12 protein-coding genes are annotated in these 15335 nt (G+C 56.3%); 3 read left to right on the forward strand and 9 right to left on the reverse strand.

The features are described from left to right. Positions 1–82: 82 nt before the first annotated feature. Positions 83–1693 (reverse strand): long-chain-fatty-acid--CoA ligase, encoded by a 1611-nt coding sequence (locus B0B07_RS03810; protein ID WP_076757020.1) that lies wholly within the window; start codon positions 1691–1693, stop codon positions 83–85. A gap of 170 nt (positions 1694–1863) precedes the next feature. On the opposite strand from B0B07_RS03810, the gene B0B07_RS03815 reads away from it, so the two are divergent. Continuing rightward, positions 1864–3906, forward strand: a complete 2043-nt coding sequence (locus tag B0B07_RS03815) for a prolyl oligopeptidase family serine peptidase (protein ID WP_076757021.1) — start codon at positions 1864–1866, stop codon at positions 3904–3906. Positions 3907–3953: 47 nt separating this feature from the next. On the opposite strand, the gene opp4C is transcribed toward B0B07_RS03815, so the two are convergent. From opp4C to B0B07_RS03840, 5 genes are all read right to left on the reverse strand, one after another. Further along, positions 3954–4871 (reverse strand): oligopeptide ABC transporter permease, encoded by a 918-nt coding sequence (gene opp4C / locus B0B07_RS03820; RefSeq protein ID WP_407643856.1) that lies wholly within the window; start codon positions 4869–4871, stop codon positions 3954–3956. A gap of 22 nt (positions 4872–4893) precedes the next feature. Next, the gene (locus tag B0B07_RS03825) at positions 4894–5844 is read right to left on the reverse strand and encodes an ABC transporter permease (RefSeq protein ID WP_076757022.1); all 951 of its coding nucleotides are present in this window, start codon (positions 5842–5844) and stop codon (positions 4894–4896) included. A gap of 114 nt (positions 5845–5958) precedes the next feature. Then, positions 5959–7578 (reverse strand): peptide-binding protein, encoded by a 1620-nt coding sequence (locus B0B07_RS03830; RefSeq protein ID WP_084186530.1) that lies wholly within the window; start codon positions 7576–7578, stop codon positions 5959–5961. Between the two features lie 90 nt (positions 7579–7668). Further along, entirely contained in the window at positions 7669–8715 is a 1047-nt protein-coding gene (locus B0B07_RS03835) for an ABC transporter ATP-binding protein (protein WP_076757024.1), read from the reverse strand. Then, positions 8712–9695, reverse strand: coding sequence for an ABC transporter ATP-binding protein (locus tag B0B07_RS03840; protein ID WP_076757025.1), 984 nt, complete (start codon positions 9693–9695; stop codon positions 8712–8714). Before B0B07_RS03840 ends, B0B07_RS03835 begins: the two co-directional genes overlap by 4 nt. 237 nt (positions 9696–9932) lie before the next feature. Here B0B07_RS03840 and B0B07_RS03845 point away from each other — a divergent pair, with 237 nt between their 5' ends. Further along, on the forward strand, positions 9933–11048 hold the full coding sequence (locus B0B07_RS03845) for a M24 family metallopeptidase (RefSeq protein WP_076757026.1): 1116 nt from the start codon (positions 9933–9935) through the stop codon (positions 11046–11048). 135 nt (positions 11049–11183) lie between these two features. Then, positions 11184–12476, forward strand: a complete 1293-nt coding sequence (gene rpoN, locus B0B07_RS03850) for an RNA polymerase factor sigma-54 (protein WP_076757027.1) — start codon at positions 11184–11186, stop codon at positions 12474–12476. 68 nt (positions 12477–12544) lie between these two features. Here rpoN and B0B07_RS03855 read toward each other — a convergent pair whose 3' ends face one another. The 3 genes from B0B07_RS03855 to dapA form a co-directional block, all read right to left on the reverse strand. Further along, entirely contained in the window at positions 12545–12823 is a 279-nt protein-coding gene (locus B0B07_RS03855) for a hypothetical protein (protein ID WP_076757028.1), read from the reverse strand. 94 nt (positions 12824–12917) lie between these two features. Then, complete coding sequence (locus tag B0B07_RS03860) at positions 12918–14411, reverse strand: aldehyde dehydrogenase family protein (RefSeq protein ID WP_076757029.1); 1494 nt, start codon at positions 14409–14411, stop codon at positions 12918–12920. Between the two features lie 17 nt (positions 14412–14428). Further along, positions 14429–15322, reverse strand: a complete 894-nt coding sequence (gene dapA / locus B0B07_RS03865; protein WP_076757030.1) for a 4-hydroxy-tetrahydrodipicolinate synthase — start codon at positions 15320–15322, stop codon at positions 14429–14431. Between the last annotated feature and the right edge of the window lie 13 nt (positions 15323–15335).

Raw genomic sequence — 15335 nt, forward strand, 5'->3', positions numbered from 1 at the left:
GAATCCGTACAGGAATCACGGGCTTGCTTCTGTCTTTCCAGCCCCAGCAACGTTCACGGGTTGCCGGCAGGCCCATTCACCATCAATTCACCGAACGGCCGGCCGTTGATGCACCTCCATGCCTTTTCCAATAGTCATCACGGATATGGACTTTCTGGATCTTGCCGGATGCGGTCTTCGGAAGCTCGTCGACAATGGTAACGCCGGTGACGGCCTTGAAGTGAGCCAGCTTGGACCTGGAGAAGTCGATGACTTCCTGCCCGGTGAGTTCGTGGCCTTCCCGAAGAACAATGTAGGCATGCGGCGTCTCTCCCCATTTCTCGTGAGGCACCGCGATAACGGCCGCTTCCAGGATTCCCGGATGGTCATAAAGCGTGCTTTCGACTTCAATGGACGAGATGTTCTCTCCTCCGGAGATGATGATGTCCTTCTTGCGATCGGTGATGTCCACATGCCCGAATTCATCGATGGTGCCCATATCGCCCGTATGGAGCCAGCCGTTCCGCAGGGCTCCGGCAGTCGCCTCTTCGTTTTTCCAGTACCCCTTCATGACCCCATTGCTGCGGACGACCACTTCACCGACCGTCTTTCCGTCATGCGGCACTTCCTCGCCGAAATCGTTCACGACCCGCACATCATTTCCGATCATCGGATAACCGGCTTTTGCCTTCAGGCGGATGCGCTGCTCATCGGACAGATGCGCCTCCGCCGAACGGCTCGCCGAAGTGAGGCTGAGCGGTGAGGACTCAGTCATCCCGTATACCTGTATGAACTCCCAGCCGAGCTCGTCCTCGACCCTTCGGATGAATGCCGGCGGCGGTGCCGAGCCGGCGATGACAATCCGGAGGTCCGCCGTCCCGGTCTGCGGCTTTTCCGAATCATAGTATTGCAGAAGCCCATTGAGGACGGTCGGAGCCATATGGACGGACGTGACGCCGTGCGAATTGATCGCGTCATAAATGGATTCCGGAAGTGCACGCCTCAGGCATACATGCGTCGCGCCGTTCGCCGTGTAATAAAACGGCCCGCCCCAGCCGTTCACATGGAACATCGGCAGCACATGCAAGTACGTATCCGCATCATTCACCCTCAAATGATGCTGAACAGAAAGGGCATGGAGGTAGTTATTGCGGTGTGTCAGCATGACGCCCTTCGGATTCCCCGTCGTCCCGCTCGTGTACAGCAGGCTGCAGACATCGTTCTCGTCCAGCTCCTCACGGTCGAATGACCCGGCCGGGAACTGTGCCAGCCACTCATCGTAGCTCACTTCATCCGCATCATCTTCACGGTAATGAACGATGACCGTCTCCACCGTCTCCAGCCGGTCCCTCACCGGCTCAATCAGATGAAGGAGATCCTGGTCGACGAACAGCACTTTCGCTCCGCTGTGATTCAGGATGAATACATAATCATCCGGCTTCAGCCGGATGTTGAGCGGCACCATGATTGCCCCGAGCTGGAAGATCCCATAGAAGCCCTCCAGCATCTCCAGCGTATTCGGTGCAAGATATGCCACCCGGTCCCCCTTTTCAACCCCCAGCGAACGCAAGCCATGGGACAGGCGGTTCACCCGTGCGTTCAGTTCACCGTACGTCAATTCACGTCCCCCGTCATGGTCGATCACAGCGCGCTTGTCCCCATACAAGCAGACTGCCCGATCGAGAAAATCCGTCAGAATCATAGGCACATTCATCTGCAACACCCCTAAAGTCAGATTGATTGTTAGAAAATTAATGATAGCATAACATCTGTTGCAGTACAGTTCACTATTTTTTCCGCAAGTATGACTTTTCACTCAAAGTTAGCCGAAACGGTATGCAACTTGCATATAAGAATGAGTGAAAACATTTTAGGAGGATGACGATGAACCCAACTAACACCAAAACCGACATTGCCGACAACTTCCATGGCACGACTGTTCTGGACCCGTACCGCTGGCTGGAGGATCCGGAAAGCCCTAAGACGAAACAATGGGCGGATCGGCAAAACAGCGTCACGCGAAAGTATTTCGACGCCCTGCCCGCCCGCTCCGTTTTCAAGGACCGCCTCACCGAAAAACGCAATCATCCTGTTTGCGGCTTGCCTGAAAAAGAGGGCGACCACTATTACTTCCACATGAATAGCGGGCTGCAGAACCAGCCGGTCTTCTGCCGGATGAAGCATCTGGGCGATCCGGTGCCGGAAGTCGTCATCGACCCGAACTCCCTTAACCCGGACGGCACGACGGCGATCACCGCCACTTCGTTCAGCCATGACGGGAAGCTGCTCGCCTATGCGCTTTCCGAAAACGGATCCGACTGGTGCACGTTGAAAATCCGCAATCTGGAAACCGGAAAAGACCTCCCTGATGAAATCCGTTGGTGCAAGTTCACCGATATTACCTGGACGGGCGATGATAAAGGGTTTTATTACAGCCGCTATCCGCAGCCCGGAACTGTGGCCCCGGAGGACGAGGGCAATTACAACAAACTCTATCTGCACCAACTCGGAAAGAACCAGCAAGACGACGAACTGATCCATGAGCGCCCAGGCGACAAGGAACTGAGCTTTGGCACCACGCTCACCGACGACCGCCGCTGGCTGATCCTCGCCACCTGGAAAGGGACCGAGAACAAAAGCCGGCTCTATTTCCGCCCGGCGGATGATAACGGCGAATTCAAGCCGCTCGCTGCAGAAGGCGACGCCTATTACTCTTACATCGGCAACAAAGACAACCTTTTCTACCTGTACACGAACAGCGAAGCGCCGAACGGGAGAATCATCGCAGTCGACCTGAACTCACCGGACCGCTCCAACTGGCTGGACATTCTGCCCGAACGCGAAGAAGTCCTTTATTACCCGAAACTGGCGGATGACCGTCTGGCCGTTGCCTACTTGAAGGACGCCTGGCACCACCTGGAAATCCACAAACTGGACGGCAAACAAGAAGCAGGACCTTCGCTTCCTGAAATGATCACTGTCCAGGGGCTTTCCTTCGATAAGAAAAGCCGTAAGCTGTTCATTTCCTATACGTCCTTCCTGACACCGCTGACCGTTGTCCGCTGGTCTCTGGATGAACGAAAAATGGACAGCGTGTTCACTGCAGAGGGAGGTCTGGATCCGGGCCGGTATGAAACGGTCCAAGTTTTTTATCCCTCAAAAGACGGCACGAAGGTTCCTATGTTCCTCACACGCAGAAAAGGAGTGGCAGCGGAAGGGACGAACCCTGTTCTTTTATACGGATACGGCGGGTTCAACATCAGCATGACTCCATCCTACTCGGCGTCGAACGCTCTCTTTATCGAGGACGGCGGCATCTACGCCGTCGCCAACCTGCGGGGCGGCGGAGAATTTGGAGAGGCTTGGCATCAGGCGGGGACGTTCGGCAACAAGCAACGGGTTTTTGACGACTTCATCTCGGCAGGCGAATGGCTCGTCGACAACAATTGGACACAGCCCGAAAAGCTCGCCATCATGGGCGGCAGCAACGGAGGCCTGCTCGTCTCCGCCTGCCTCAACCAGCGCCCGGATTTGTTCGGTGCGGTCATCTGCCAGGTTCCGGTGACGGACATGCTGCGCTATCAGCTGTTCACCGTCGGCCGGTTCTGGACCTCCGAATTCGGTTCGGTGGATGACGGCGAGGAAGCGTTCAAAACGCTTTTTGCCTACTCCCCGCTTCACAACGTGCGTGAGCGCGAACACCCGGCCACCCTCATTACGACTGCGGACACCGACGACCGGGTCGTCCCGGCACATGCGATGAAGTACGCCGCCACCCTACAGGACGCACAACGCGGAGACAAGCCGGTTCTGCTCCGCATCGAGAAAGACGCCGGTCACGGGCTCGGCAAACCGACATCGAAACTGATCGAAGAACATGCCGATATCTACTCATTCCTTTATGAACAACTGGGTGTCATGAATTAACGAAAAACCGCTCCCCGCGCTGAAAGCGGGAAGCGGTTTTTTCGTGATCAGTCATCGATTTTCGGGTCGAATGCATCCCGCAGCCCATCTCCGACAAAGTTGAAGGCGAGGACGGTGGTGAGGATCATGAGTCCCGGGAACAACGGGTACCACCACGCACCGAGCATGATCTGCGGATTCTGTGCACTTTGCAGCATATTTCCCCAGCTCGGTGTCGGCGGCTGGATGCCAAGCCCCAGATAGCTGAGCGCGGCTTCTCCGAGAATGACACCGCCGACGCCGAGCGTCGCCGATACGATGATCGGTCCGAGTGCGTTTGGCAGGATATGAGAGAAAATGATTCGGCCGTTCCGGATTCCGAGTGTTCTCGCAGCCAGGACGAACTCGGATTTCCGGAGAGACAGGAACTCTCCGCGTACGAGACGGGCCGTCCCGGTCCAGCCGAAAATGGCGAAAATGCCGATGAGAGTCATGATGCTCGGCTCAAAAATCGTCACGAGTGTGATGAGCAGGAACAGCGACGGGAACGAGATGACCGCGTCCACGAACCTCATCAGCACGGCATCCAGCTTGCCTCCGTAGTAGCCTGCGACCGCGCCGACCACCGTGCCGATGAAGATTGACCCGGCCACTGAAGCAAAGCCGACGAGCAGCGAAATCCTGGCGCCGAACAGCAGCCGGCTCAGCGTATCGCGACCCAGGTTGTCGGCGCCGAGCGGGTAATCTTTTCCGGGCGGTGCCAGCTTGTCGAGCAATACTTGCTGGCTCGGATCTTTCGGTGCAAGCCACGGGGCAAAGATCGCTGCACCGATGATCAGGAACAGCAGGACTGCCCCGGCCACCGCAAGTTTGTTTTTCATGTATTTGCGTAGCATCAGTTTCCAGATCGGCTCATGGGTTGAGACTGCCGGTTCTTCCGGAAGGGCCGGCCGGCCGGTCAGTCTCGGTTCTTCTGTCAAGGTCACCGTCAAGCCCTCCTTTCATAGGTCAATATTCAATCCTCGGGTCAAAGACGGCATAAAGGATATCCGCCAGCAGATTGCCGATCACAACGAGCGCTGACGCAATGACGACCACGGCCATGATGACCGGATAATCCCGCTGGAACGCGGCGTCCATGAACAGCAGGCCAATACCCGGCCAGGCAAACACGCTCTCGATGATGACCGAACCGCCGATGAATGATGGCAGCATGAGCCCGAAGATTGTGATGATCGGAATCAAGGCATTTCGGAGACCGTGTCTGAAGATGACCGTCCGCTTGCGGAAACCATTCGCCTTTGCCGTCCGGATATAGTCCTGGCGCAAAACGTCCAGCATGCTGGAGCGGGAATACCGGGTCAGCCCCGCCATGTCTGCCGTCGCCAGCACGAATGCCGGCAGGATCAAATGGTGGAGGCGGTCCCAGATGCTGAACGGCTCGCCGATGTTGGCCACTCCTCCGATCGGGAACCAGCCGAGATGCACCGACAGCACCATGATGAGCATCAGGCCGATCCAGAAACTTGGAGTAGCGATCCCGAGAAACGAAATGAAGGTGATGGCGTAGTCAGTTTTTGAATTCCGCCTTGTCGCGGAATAAACCCCAAGCGGAATCGAAATCAGGAACGCGATAATCGTTGAAACCAGCATCAACAATAACGTATTCGGAAGCCTTGCAAGAATCAGGTCCTTTACCGGAACCCCTTGCCGGATGAGCGACTCCCCGAAGTTGCCCTGAACCATGTTTCCGAGCCACCGGCCGTATTGGATGACGACATTGTCGTTCAGGCCATAGGACTCCTTGTACGCCGCCAGATTTTCCTGTTTGATCATCGGATCCATCATCAGCGCCGTCGGGTCGCCGGGTGCCATTCTCATCATGGCGAAAGAAATGATGGTAATGATAAAGAGCAGCGGAATCGCCATAAGCGATCTCCTGATGATATAAGCTGACATTTGCCGTTCCGCTCCTTTCCTTTCAGGTTGGCAACGGCCTTCCCCGTCACCGCCATGTCAGCGGAAGAGAAGGCCGGCCATCCCATGTTCGAGTTCATCCGTCATCAGGACCGGTCAGTCGATGTACCATTCGTGGAGCTTGTAATACGTGTTGGCGGAACTGTATTCCGGTCCATGAAGATTCGGAGATTTCGCCAAATATCCCTCAACATAATAAATGAATGTATTCGGCTGATCTTCCGCAACGATGGCGTCCGCCTCGGCGATCACGCGCTTGCGCTCTTCCAGATCGGAAATCTGCGTGTTTTGAGACAGCAGCTCATCGACTTTCGGGTTGGAGTAGCCGTTGTAGTTCAGGCCGTTCTCGATTTCCGAAGTATGCCAGAACCAGGTCGGATCGGGGTCGCTTCCGATCGACCAGCCGGCGACCATTGCATCGAAGTTCCAGTTCGGCGGGCTTGTCTGCTCGACGTACGCGCTCCACTCGAGAAGCTCGATCGATGTCTTGATGCCGATCTCGCTCCATTGCTGCTGGGCCACTTCAGCGATCTGCTGGCGGATTTCATTCGCCGAAGTCGTCTTCAGGACGAACTCGAACTTTTTGCCGTCTTTCTGGAGAATCCCGTCCGGACCCGGCTCCCAGCCTGCCTCTTTTAGCATCTGTTTCGCTTTTTCAGGGTCGTAGTCAAACGCCGGCATATCGGGGTTGAATGCCCAGTTGGCCGGACTTCCCGGGCCGTTGGCGACAGTTCCCGCCCCGCCGAGGATTGCCTGGATGATTGCTTCTTTATCGATGGCATGGGTCAGCGCCTGGCGGACCTTTTTATCCTGGAACAGTTCGTTCCTCAAGTTGTAGCCGATGTACTCAAACGCGTTTGACGGTCCGGAAGAAAGCTCGATTTTCCCCTTTTGGGCAAGATCCTCGGCCATCTCCGTATACTCCGGGGAAATGCCGGCAAGGTTGATCTCTCCAACCTGCAGCTGCGCCATCGCCGTATTTGTATCCGGCACAATCTTGTACGTGATCGAATCCAGCTTCGGAGCGCCAAGGAAGTAATCGTCGTTGCGATCCAGAAGAATATACTCCCCTTCACGCCATTCCTTGAACTTGAACGGACCCGTGCCGACCGGCTCTTTCGTATTGAACTTGTGTTTCCCGAGATCGGCAATCGGAACATCGCCGAGGATGTGTTTAGGCAACACTTCAAACTGCGCGGTGATCGTGATGAACGGTGCATACGGCTCAGACAGCACGAATTCCACTGTGTAATCGTCGACTTTGTTGATCTCTTCGATGATTTCAAATGGGAGTCCGCGCGGGCCGACGTAATCCTCGCTCAGCGGAATATTGTACGAGAAGACCACGTCATCGGCCGTGAACGGCTCGCCGTCATGCCACTTGACGTTATCGCGGAGATGGAATGTCCAGCGGAGGCCGTCATCAGAGAACTCCCAGCTTTCAGCCAGATCGCCCTCCGGATTAAAGTCATGATCCACTGTGACGAGACCGCTGAAAATGAATCCTTCAATCGTCGAACTGGATGTGTCCGTTGAGTAATACGGGTTAAACAGAGTCGGTGCGGCAGTCGTCGCCAGCACAAGTCCGCCGCCTTTTCCGCCGTCCGGTTTTGTCGCAGCTTCCGCGTCGGGCAGCTCATCCGCCGGCGTGCATGCAGAGACAACCAGCAAAACAGCAAACAATATGGACAGCCATGCAAACTTTTTCTTTGCCATGTTCATTTCCCCCTTTTAATGTTTGGAACGTTTTTAAGGAATGTCCTTCTTCCCTTGAACCGTAGGTATCACCTCCCTCTCACTTATTGGTCAAAACGGCGGTTCCCCGTACAGGTGACACGCGACTTGCCGGCCCGGTGCCGCCTCCCGGAAGTCAGGCACCACCGTTTCGCACATCGGCATTTTGTAAGGACATCTCGTGTGGAATATGCAGCCCGGCGGCGGTGAAGACGGGCTGGGAAGGTCTCCTTTCAGGACAATCCGTTCCCGCACTTCCGCTCCGTCTTTTTTGATGACGGGGATGGCAGACAGCAGGGCCTGGGTATACGGATGAAGCGGTTCTTCATAGAGCGCCTCTTTGTCCGACAGCTCGACCAGCTTGCCCAGGTACATCACGCCGACCCGGTCTGAAATATGCCGGACGACACTCAGATCATGTGAAATGAAAATGTAAGTGAGCCCGAGCTTCTCTTGAAGGTCTTCCAGAAGGTTGATGATCTGCGCCTGCACGGACACGTCCAGCGCCGACACCGCCTCATCCGCAATCACTAGCTCGGGATTCAGCACAAGTGCCCGGGCAATGCCGATCCGCTGTCGCTGGCCGCCGGAAAACTCGTGCGGATAGTTGTTGATGACCGAACGATGCAAGCCGACCAAGTCCAGCAGTTCCTCGATCCGTTCCACGCGCTTCTGTCTGCTTCCGTACAGGTTGTGCGCTTTCATCGGTTCAGCGAGGGCACTTCCAAGTGACTTTCTCGGATTGAGGGAAGCATTCGGATCCTGAAACACCATCTGGATCTCCCGGCGGATAAGCGGGTGGAGCTGCTTTTCCGGCAGACCAGCAATGTCTTTCCCGTTGTAGAGGATTTCCCCGCCTGTCGGTTCATAAAGCCGGATAATTGACCGGCCCATTGTTGACTTGCCGCATCCGGACTCGCCCACAATCCCGATCGTTTTGCCTTTTTTCACGGTGAAACTGACGCCGTCAACTGCCTTTACTTGGCCCGTAACCCGTTGAAGCACACCCGTTTTGACGGGAAAATGCATTTGCAGATTTTTGACTTCAAGCAATGTATCACGCGGACGCCCGGCGGTTTCTTCTGTGCCCAGTGAATGAATCAACCCGATTTCGCTCATTGCGCCGCCCCCTCTTCATAAAGCACGCAGCGGACCGACCGCCCATCCGGCAGCACCCGCATTTCAGGAACGCCTTCCGTGCATTTTGACGTCGCCCGGCTGCATCGTGGAGCAAAACGGCATCCCGGCATTTCTGTGCCCGGTGCGGGAACATTTCCAGGAATGGCCTCAAGTCGGCGGATATCCCCGTCAATTGAGGGGACCGATCCGATCAGGCCTTCTGTATACGGATGAAGCGGGTCGTTGAACAGCCGGTTGCTGTCGGCGATTTCCACAATCTGACCGGAATACATGACAATCACCCGCTCCGCCAGCTCCGAAACCACGCCGAGATCGTGGGTGATCAGCAGAATCGATGTGGAGAACTTCTGGCTGAGGTCCTTCATCAGCTCGAGCACTTGCGCCTGTATCGTCACATCGAGCGCCGTGGTCGGCTCATCCGCAATCAGCAGTTTCGGATTGCAGGACATCGCCATGGCGATCATGACCCGCTGACGCATGCCGCCGGACAACCGGTGCGGATAATCCTTCAGCGTCTTTTCAGGATCCGCGAATCCGACAATTTCCAGCATTTCAGTCGACTTTTTCAATGCTTCTTTTTTATTTAGCTTCAAATGATGCATGACCACGCCCGACAGCTGATCTCCGATCGTCAGAACCGGGTTCAGCGAAGTCATCGGCTCCTGGAAAATCATCGCCACTTCCCTGCCGCGCACTTCGTACATCTTCTTTTCCGGCAAGCCGACCAGATCGGTTCCGTTCAACAAAATTTCGCCGTCCACGATTTTGCCCGCAGGTGCCGGAACCAATCCCATGATGGACAGCGAAGTCATGCTTTTCCCGCAGCCCGACTCGCCGACAAGCGCAACCGTTTCTCCTTTTCTGATCGAAAAATCTACGCCGTCGACTGCCCGGACCGTTTTTTTGTTTTTGTTGAAATATGTCTTGAGGCTTTTGACTTCCAGAACATTTGTCGACATCCGATCCCCCCTTATCGAAAATTTTATCTATTCTGTTATTGCATCTTGCAAGCTTCATGCCAACATTATTGTGGGTTTTTGCTGGAAAGGAGCCGCTGCAATGCGTCAGCTTTTTATACATGTCAACCAATCTGTCCACCGTTTTATACACCCCTTCTCTGCCATGGCCCGGTTGTCCGGCACGATTCTTGCAACAGCGTTATACTGTTGTTGGCTTATTTAAAAGGAGGAACCACCATGACACCCATTTATTCAGAAAGACGCGATCAGCTGAAAGAGCTGCTTCAGTCGGAGGGACTGCAGGGTGCGCTGATCACGTCTCCGGCGAATGTGTTTTATTTCACAGGGTTTCATTCCGATCCCCACGAGCGGTTCATGGGGCTGCTGCTCCGCACGGATGGCAGCCCGGAGATTCTGTTCGTGCCGGCTTTGGACCTTTCGGCTGCCGAGGAGGCGTCCGATGTGCAGAACCTCATTTCGATTTCGGATGATGAGCTGCCGTTTGAGAAGATCAAGGGAGCGGCGGGTTCCCTTTCCGGCAAGCTCGGAATTGAAGGATCGGTCTTTTCGTACGAGCGGTATCAACTTCTGTCCGGGGCTTACCCGGAGCTTGAGGTGCAGGATGTCGGCGCGCTCGCGGCACGACTTCGCCTGAAAAAGTCGCCGGAAGAGCTGGACAAGCTGCGCACCGCGATCCGCCTCATCGAGGAAGTGATGGAAGGCGCTGCCCGGAAGATCAGGGTCGGCATGACGGAAAGCGAACTGACCGCAGAGCTTGAGTTCCTCATGCGGAAAGTCGGCGCGGACGGCCCGTCGTTTTCCACGATGGTGCTGGCGGGCGAGAAGGCCGCCCTGCCGCACGGCAATCCGGGCGAGCGCAGGTTCCGGTCGGGGGATGTCATCCTGATCGACATGGGCGTCGTGAAAGACGGGTATTGCTCTGATATCACCCGGACGTTCGTCGTCGGCGAGGCAAGCGCGGAAACCCGAAAGATTTATGACATTGTCCTGAAGTCTACGATGGCCGGCATCGAGGCTTCCCGGGAAGGCGCGGCGTTTGCGGACATCGACCGGGCTTCCCGCGATGTGATCGCGGAGGCCGGGTACGGTGAGTACTTCAACAACCGGGTCGGCCACGGGGTCGGCATTGAAGTCCATGAAGCCCCGTCCGTCCACGGCCACAACGAAGACAAAGCCGCACCCGGGCAAGTGTTCACGATCGAGCCCGGCATCTACATCCCCGGCAAGATCGGCGTGAGAATCGAGGACATGGTCTTTATCGGCGAAGACAGAAAAGCGGAAGTGCTCACTTCCTTCCCGAGGGAGCTTCGCATCGTCGGATCCGAAGGCTGAATACGAAAATCCCGGTGTCCAAAAGGGCTCCGGGATTTTATTATTCCAATAAAGTGTCGAAATAGGCTGAAAGCGGTGATATAATAATAGGCAATCCACAGTAAGCGCTTCCAACGGAATTGAGGGGGAACAACAATGAACCTTGCAATGACCCAGCGGCAGGAACTCAAGCTGGTCATGACGATGGAACTGCGTCAGGCGATTGAAATCTTACAATACACCACATACGAACTTGAGCAATTTTTGATCGAGCAGCAGACGGACAATCCGCTTATCGAACTGCAGGAGCCGGCCGGAACGTTCGACGAGCGGCCGTTCGGGGTCCGGCCGGCCGGAGGGACACGGCACGGGATGCTGCCGGAATGCTGGAAAGGAACCGAGCCGCTTTTCCGGGATGAGCTGTGCGCAGTTGCCCGGATGACCTTCAAGGATGAAGCAGACCTGGCGCTTGTGCAGATGCTGATTCTGAACCTCGATGACGACGGCTACCTCCGGCTCCCCGATGAAGAAGCCCTATGCACAGACACGATCGACCATGGCATCCGCCTCCTTCAGCAGATCGGCCCGGCCGGCATCGGCGCCCGCTCTCTCCAAGAATGCCTGCTTCTTCAATTGGAGCAGATCGGCGACAACGGCCCGGCCGCATCCATCATCCGCGACCATTTCGGCCTGCTTGCGCGAAACCGGTGGAGCGAGATGGCCGCACTGCTTGAGATTCCGCTGAAGGCCGTGAAAGAGGCGCAGGAGCTGATCCGTTCGCTTCAGCCGAAACCGTGCGGGTTCATCTCCGACTTCAAGCCGGACTATGTGACGCCGGATGTAATTGTCGAAGAAACGGCCGAAGGGCTCACGTTCCGCCTGAACGACCGGCATCTTCCGGAGCTCCGGATGAATCCCGACTACCTCTCCCTCCTGTCGTCGGAAAATGAGGCGACGGACTATTTGACGGATCAGTACCGCAAATTCCGCTGGCTCCAGAACAGCCTTGACCAGCGGCGGAGCACGATCATCAAGATTGTCGGCGTCCTTCTGGAAAAGCAGCTCCGGTTCTTCACGGGCGGCCCTTGTTCTCTTCAGCCGCTGACCATGAAAGAAATCGCCGACGAGATCGACATGCACGAATCGACCGTCAGCCGTGCGGTTTCCGGCAAAACGATCCGGACGCCTGCGGGCACATTCGAACTCCGCAGCCTGTTCAGCTCCAAGCTGTCAACTTCGGACGGGGATGTCGTTTCACAAAACAAGGTGAAAAGCCTGCTTCGTCAGCTTGTGGACGGGGAAAACAAATCCAAGCCCCTTTCCGACCAAAAACTGGCGGATTATTTAAAGCAGGACGAAGGCATCTCCATTTCCCGCAGGACGATCAGCAAATACCGGGAAGAGCTGAACATCCCGTCATCCAGCATCCGCAAACAACTTTCCGTTTGAACAAACCATATGAAAAACCCGCAGGAAGCGAATCCATCGCGTTTCCTGCGGGTTTTTCTGTTGCGTCTTCACGCCTGTTCTTCCGAGAAGTGGCCCATCCAGTAGCGGTTGAGCAGGATGGCCATGCCGACGAGAAGTGCGACGAGGAACGGGAACGGATGGCCGGCCGCCATCGTCGCCGCACCGAGCAACGCCAGCGCTAGACCGAGCGAAACCGTGATCCGCATGTTCCTGCCGAGCTTCCTGCCGGCAACTTTCCCTGACAGCTTCTCAAGTCCAAAGGAAATCAGGAGAACCAGGATTGCCACCCCTGCGGCAATCCCCAAAAATTCGATGACTGACATCATTTGCCCATCCCCTTCTGGTCAATTAACGAGTCATGGTTCTATTATACGCTAATTCCGACACACGTTTCAGACTTTTCTGACTTAATTAAAATCCTTAATCTTCCTTGATGTTCACGAATACGCTTTTCACTTCCGTGTAGTTGGCGAGCCCGTACTCCCCGCCCATTTCACGGCCGATTCCCGACTGCTTGTAGCCGCCGAACGGCATCGTTTCCCACTCGAGGCCGAAGTCGTTCACCCAGACGGTGCCGGCCTGCAGCTTGCCTGCTATCCGGTGGCCTTTCTTGATGTTGGTCGTCCAGACGCTTGCGGCGAGCCCGTAGTCGCTGTCGTTCGCCCGGCGGATGACTTCCTCTTCCGTATCAAACGGGAACACCGCCATGACCGGCCCGAAAATCTCTTCACGTGCGATCGTCATGTCGTCTTTGACATCGGCAAAGATCGTCGGCTGGACAAAGTAGCCCTTGTCCGCCGCTTTTCCGCCTCCCGCGACGAGGCGTGCACCTTCCTCTTTGCCTTTCTCGATGTAGCCGAGCACTGTCTGCATCTGTTTGGCCGATACGAGCGGCCCCATGTCCGTCTCCGGATCGAGTCCCGGTCCGACTTTCAGCGCTTCCGCCTTCTTGGCGAGTGCTTCGACAACTTGATCATACAGGCTGCGGTGGACATACACACGCGTGCAGGCACTGCAGTTCTGGCCGTGGTTATACATCGTGCCGTTGAACGTGCCCTCGATCGCTTCCTCAAGGTCTGCATCTTCCAGGACGATCGCCGGCGACTTTCCGCCGAGCTCGAGCGTGATGCCCTTGAGCTGGTCCGCCGCCTTCTTCATCACTTCCTTGCCGACCGCCGTCGAGCCCGTGAAGGCCACTTTGTCGACATCCGGATGCGTGATAATCGCCTCACCCGCAACCCGGCCCGCACCCGGAACGACGTTGACGACACCGTCCGGGAAGCCCGCTTCCTTGAACAGCCGTGCCGCGTAAAGAAGAGACAGCGGCGTTTCGCTTGCCGGCTTGATGACGACCGTGCAGCCGACCGCAAGCGCGGAACCGAGCTTCCAGGCCGCCATCACGAGCGGAAAATTCCACGGGATGACCTGGCCGACAACGCCGACCGGCTCATGCACCGTATACGTCACATAATCCGGCGAGATCTGCGTCGTCTTGCCGAACAGCTTCGTCGCCCACCCCGCGTAATAGCGGAAATGCTGGACCGTCCCGTCCACATCGTCTGCAAGCGCCGTCTCGTACGGCTTGCCGTTGTCGAGCGCCTCGAGCTGCGCCAGCTCTTCGCGGTTCTGTTCAAGCAGATCCGCGAACTTGTAGATGAGATGCGACCGCTCGGCGGATTCCATCTTCGTCCACTCGCCTTCATCGAACGCCTTGCGCGCGGCGGCAACTGCCGCGTCCACGTCTTCCGCCTGGGCTTCGCTCACTTTTGCAATGACTTCCTCCGTAGACGGGTCGATCACGTCGAATGTCTTTCCGCTTTTCGCTTCCATGTATTCACCGTTGATGTACAGGCCTTTTGTTCCCGCAAGGAACTCACGGACTTTCGGCTTCAGGTTATATTTCACTGCTTCCATCGTTGTTCTCCCCCTTTTTATTGGCTGACGGTTTCAAGGCTGTCCATCAGTTCTTTCAGCCTGGCGTCTTCTTCGGCCGAAAGTGGCAGGCGCGGCAGGCGGCAAGGGCCTCCCGACCAGCCTTTGAGTTCCATCGCACGTTTCGCGATCTGGACGTATTTGCCGGAGCCTTCCAGGAATTCGCAGAGAGGGAGAAGCCGGTCATACAGCTCCCACGCCTTGTCGAGATTGCCTTCCTGGACCGCGTTGTACAAGTCCGTCACAAGCCGCGGTGCGATGTTGCCGGAAACCGAAATCCAGCCGGTCGCTCCGACGAGGAGGGATTCAATGGCGAGGTCTTCGGATCCGCAGAACACCTTCAGGTCGCCTTTCCCCTGGCGTGCGATGTCGCGGGCCTTGCGGATGTCGCCGCTCGATTCTTTGATATGCGTGATGTTGTCAACGTCACGGCCGACCTTCAGGATGGTTTCCGTGCTGATGTCGACGCCGGATGTGAACGGGTTGTTGTAGATCATGACGGGAATCGAAACCGATTCCGCGACCGCTTTGAAGTGCGCGTAGATTTCGTCTTCTTTCGGGTGTGCATAGTACGAGTTGATGAGGAGCGCAGCATCAGCACCGGCTTTTTCCGCCTGCTTCGTGTACTCGATCGCATCTTTCGTCGTCTCGGCGGCCGTTCCGATGATGAGCGGCACGCGTCCCGCGACTTGCTTCACGCCCGTTTCAGCAAGCTTGAAGCGCTCTTCTTTCGTGAGACTGACGAATTCGCCCGTGCTGCCGTTGATGCAGAGGCCCGCCACGCCTTCCACGATGAACTTCTCGATGTTTTGCGCAAATCCTTCATAGTTCACCGTTTCGTCTTCGTTCATCGGAGTGACCAATACCGGGAATGCACCTTCAAGTTTTTTCATGTTCATTTCCTCC

The organism is Edaphobacillus lindanitolerans, from assembly GCF_900156305.1.
In the GTDB taxonomy this organism is placed as follows: Bacteria; Bacillota; Bacilli; order Bacillales_A; family Planococcaceae; genus Bhargavaea; species Bhargavaea lindanitolerans.

Coding starts and splice junctions, on each gene's coding strand:
- B0B07_RS03845 (WP_076757026.1), top strand. CDS start 9,933: ATGACACCCATTTATTCAGAAAGACGCGATCAGCTGAAAGAGCTGCTT.
- dapA (WP_076757030.1), bottom strand. CDS start 15,322: ATGAAAAAACTTGAAGGTGCATTCCCGGTATTGGTCACTCCGATGAAC.
- B0B07_RS03860 (WP_076757029.1), bottom strand. CDS start 14,411: ATGGAAGCAGTGAAATATAACCTGAAGCCGAAAGTCCGTGAGTTCCTT.
- B0B07_RS03815 (WP_076757021.1), top strand. CDS start 1,864: ATGAACCCAACTAACACCAAAACCGACATTGCCGACAACTTCCATGGC.
- rpoN (WP_076757027.1), top strand. CDS start 11,184: ATGAACCTTGCAATGACCCAGCGGCAGGAACTCAAGCTGGTCATGACG.
- B0B07_RS03855 (WP_076757028.1), bottom strand. CDS start 12,823: ATGATGTCAGTCATCGAATTTTTGGGGATTGCCGCAGGGGTGGCAATC.
- B0B07_RS03835 (WP_076757024.1), bottom strand. CDS start 8,715: ATGAGCGAAATCGGGTTGATTCATTCACTGGGCACAGAAGAAACCGCC.
- B0B07_RS03825 (WP_076757022.1), bottom strand. CDS start 5,844: ATGTCAGCTTATATCATCAGGAGATCGCTTATGGCGATTCCGCTGCTC.
- B0B07_RS03810 (WP_076757020.1), bottom strand. CDS start 1,693: ATGAATGTGCCTATGATTCTGACGGATTTTCTCGATCGGGCAGTCTGC.
- B0B07_RS03840 (WP_076757025.1), bottom strand. CDS start 9,695: ATGTCGACAAATGTTCTGGAAGTCAAAAGCCTCAAGACATATTTCAAC.
- B0B07_RS03830 (WP_084186530.1), bottom strand. CDS start 7,578: ATGGCAAAGAAAAAGTTTGCATGGCTGTCCATATTGTTTGCTGTTTTG.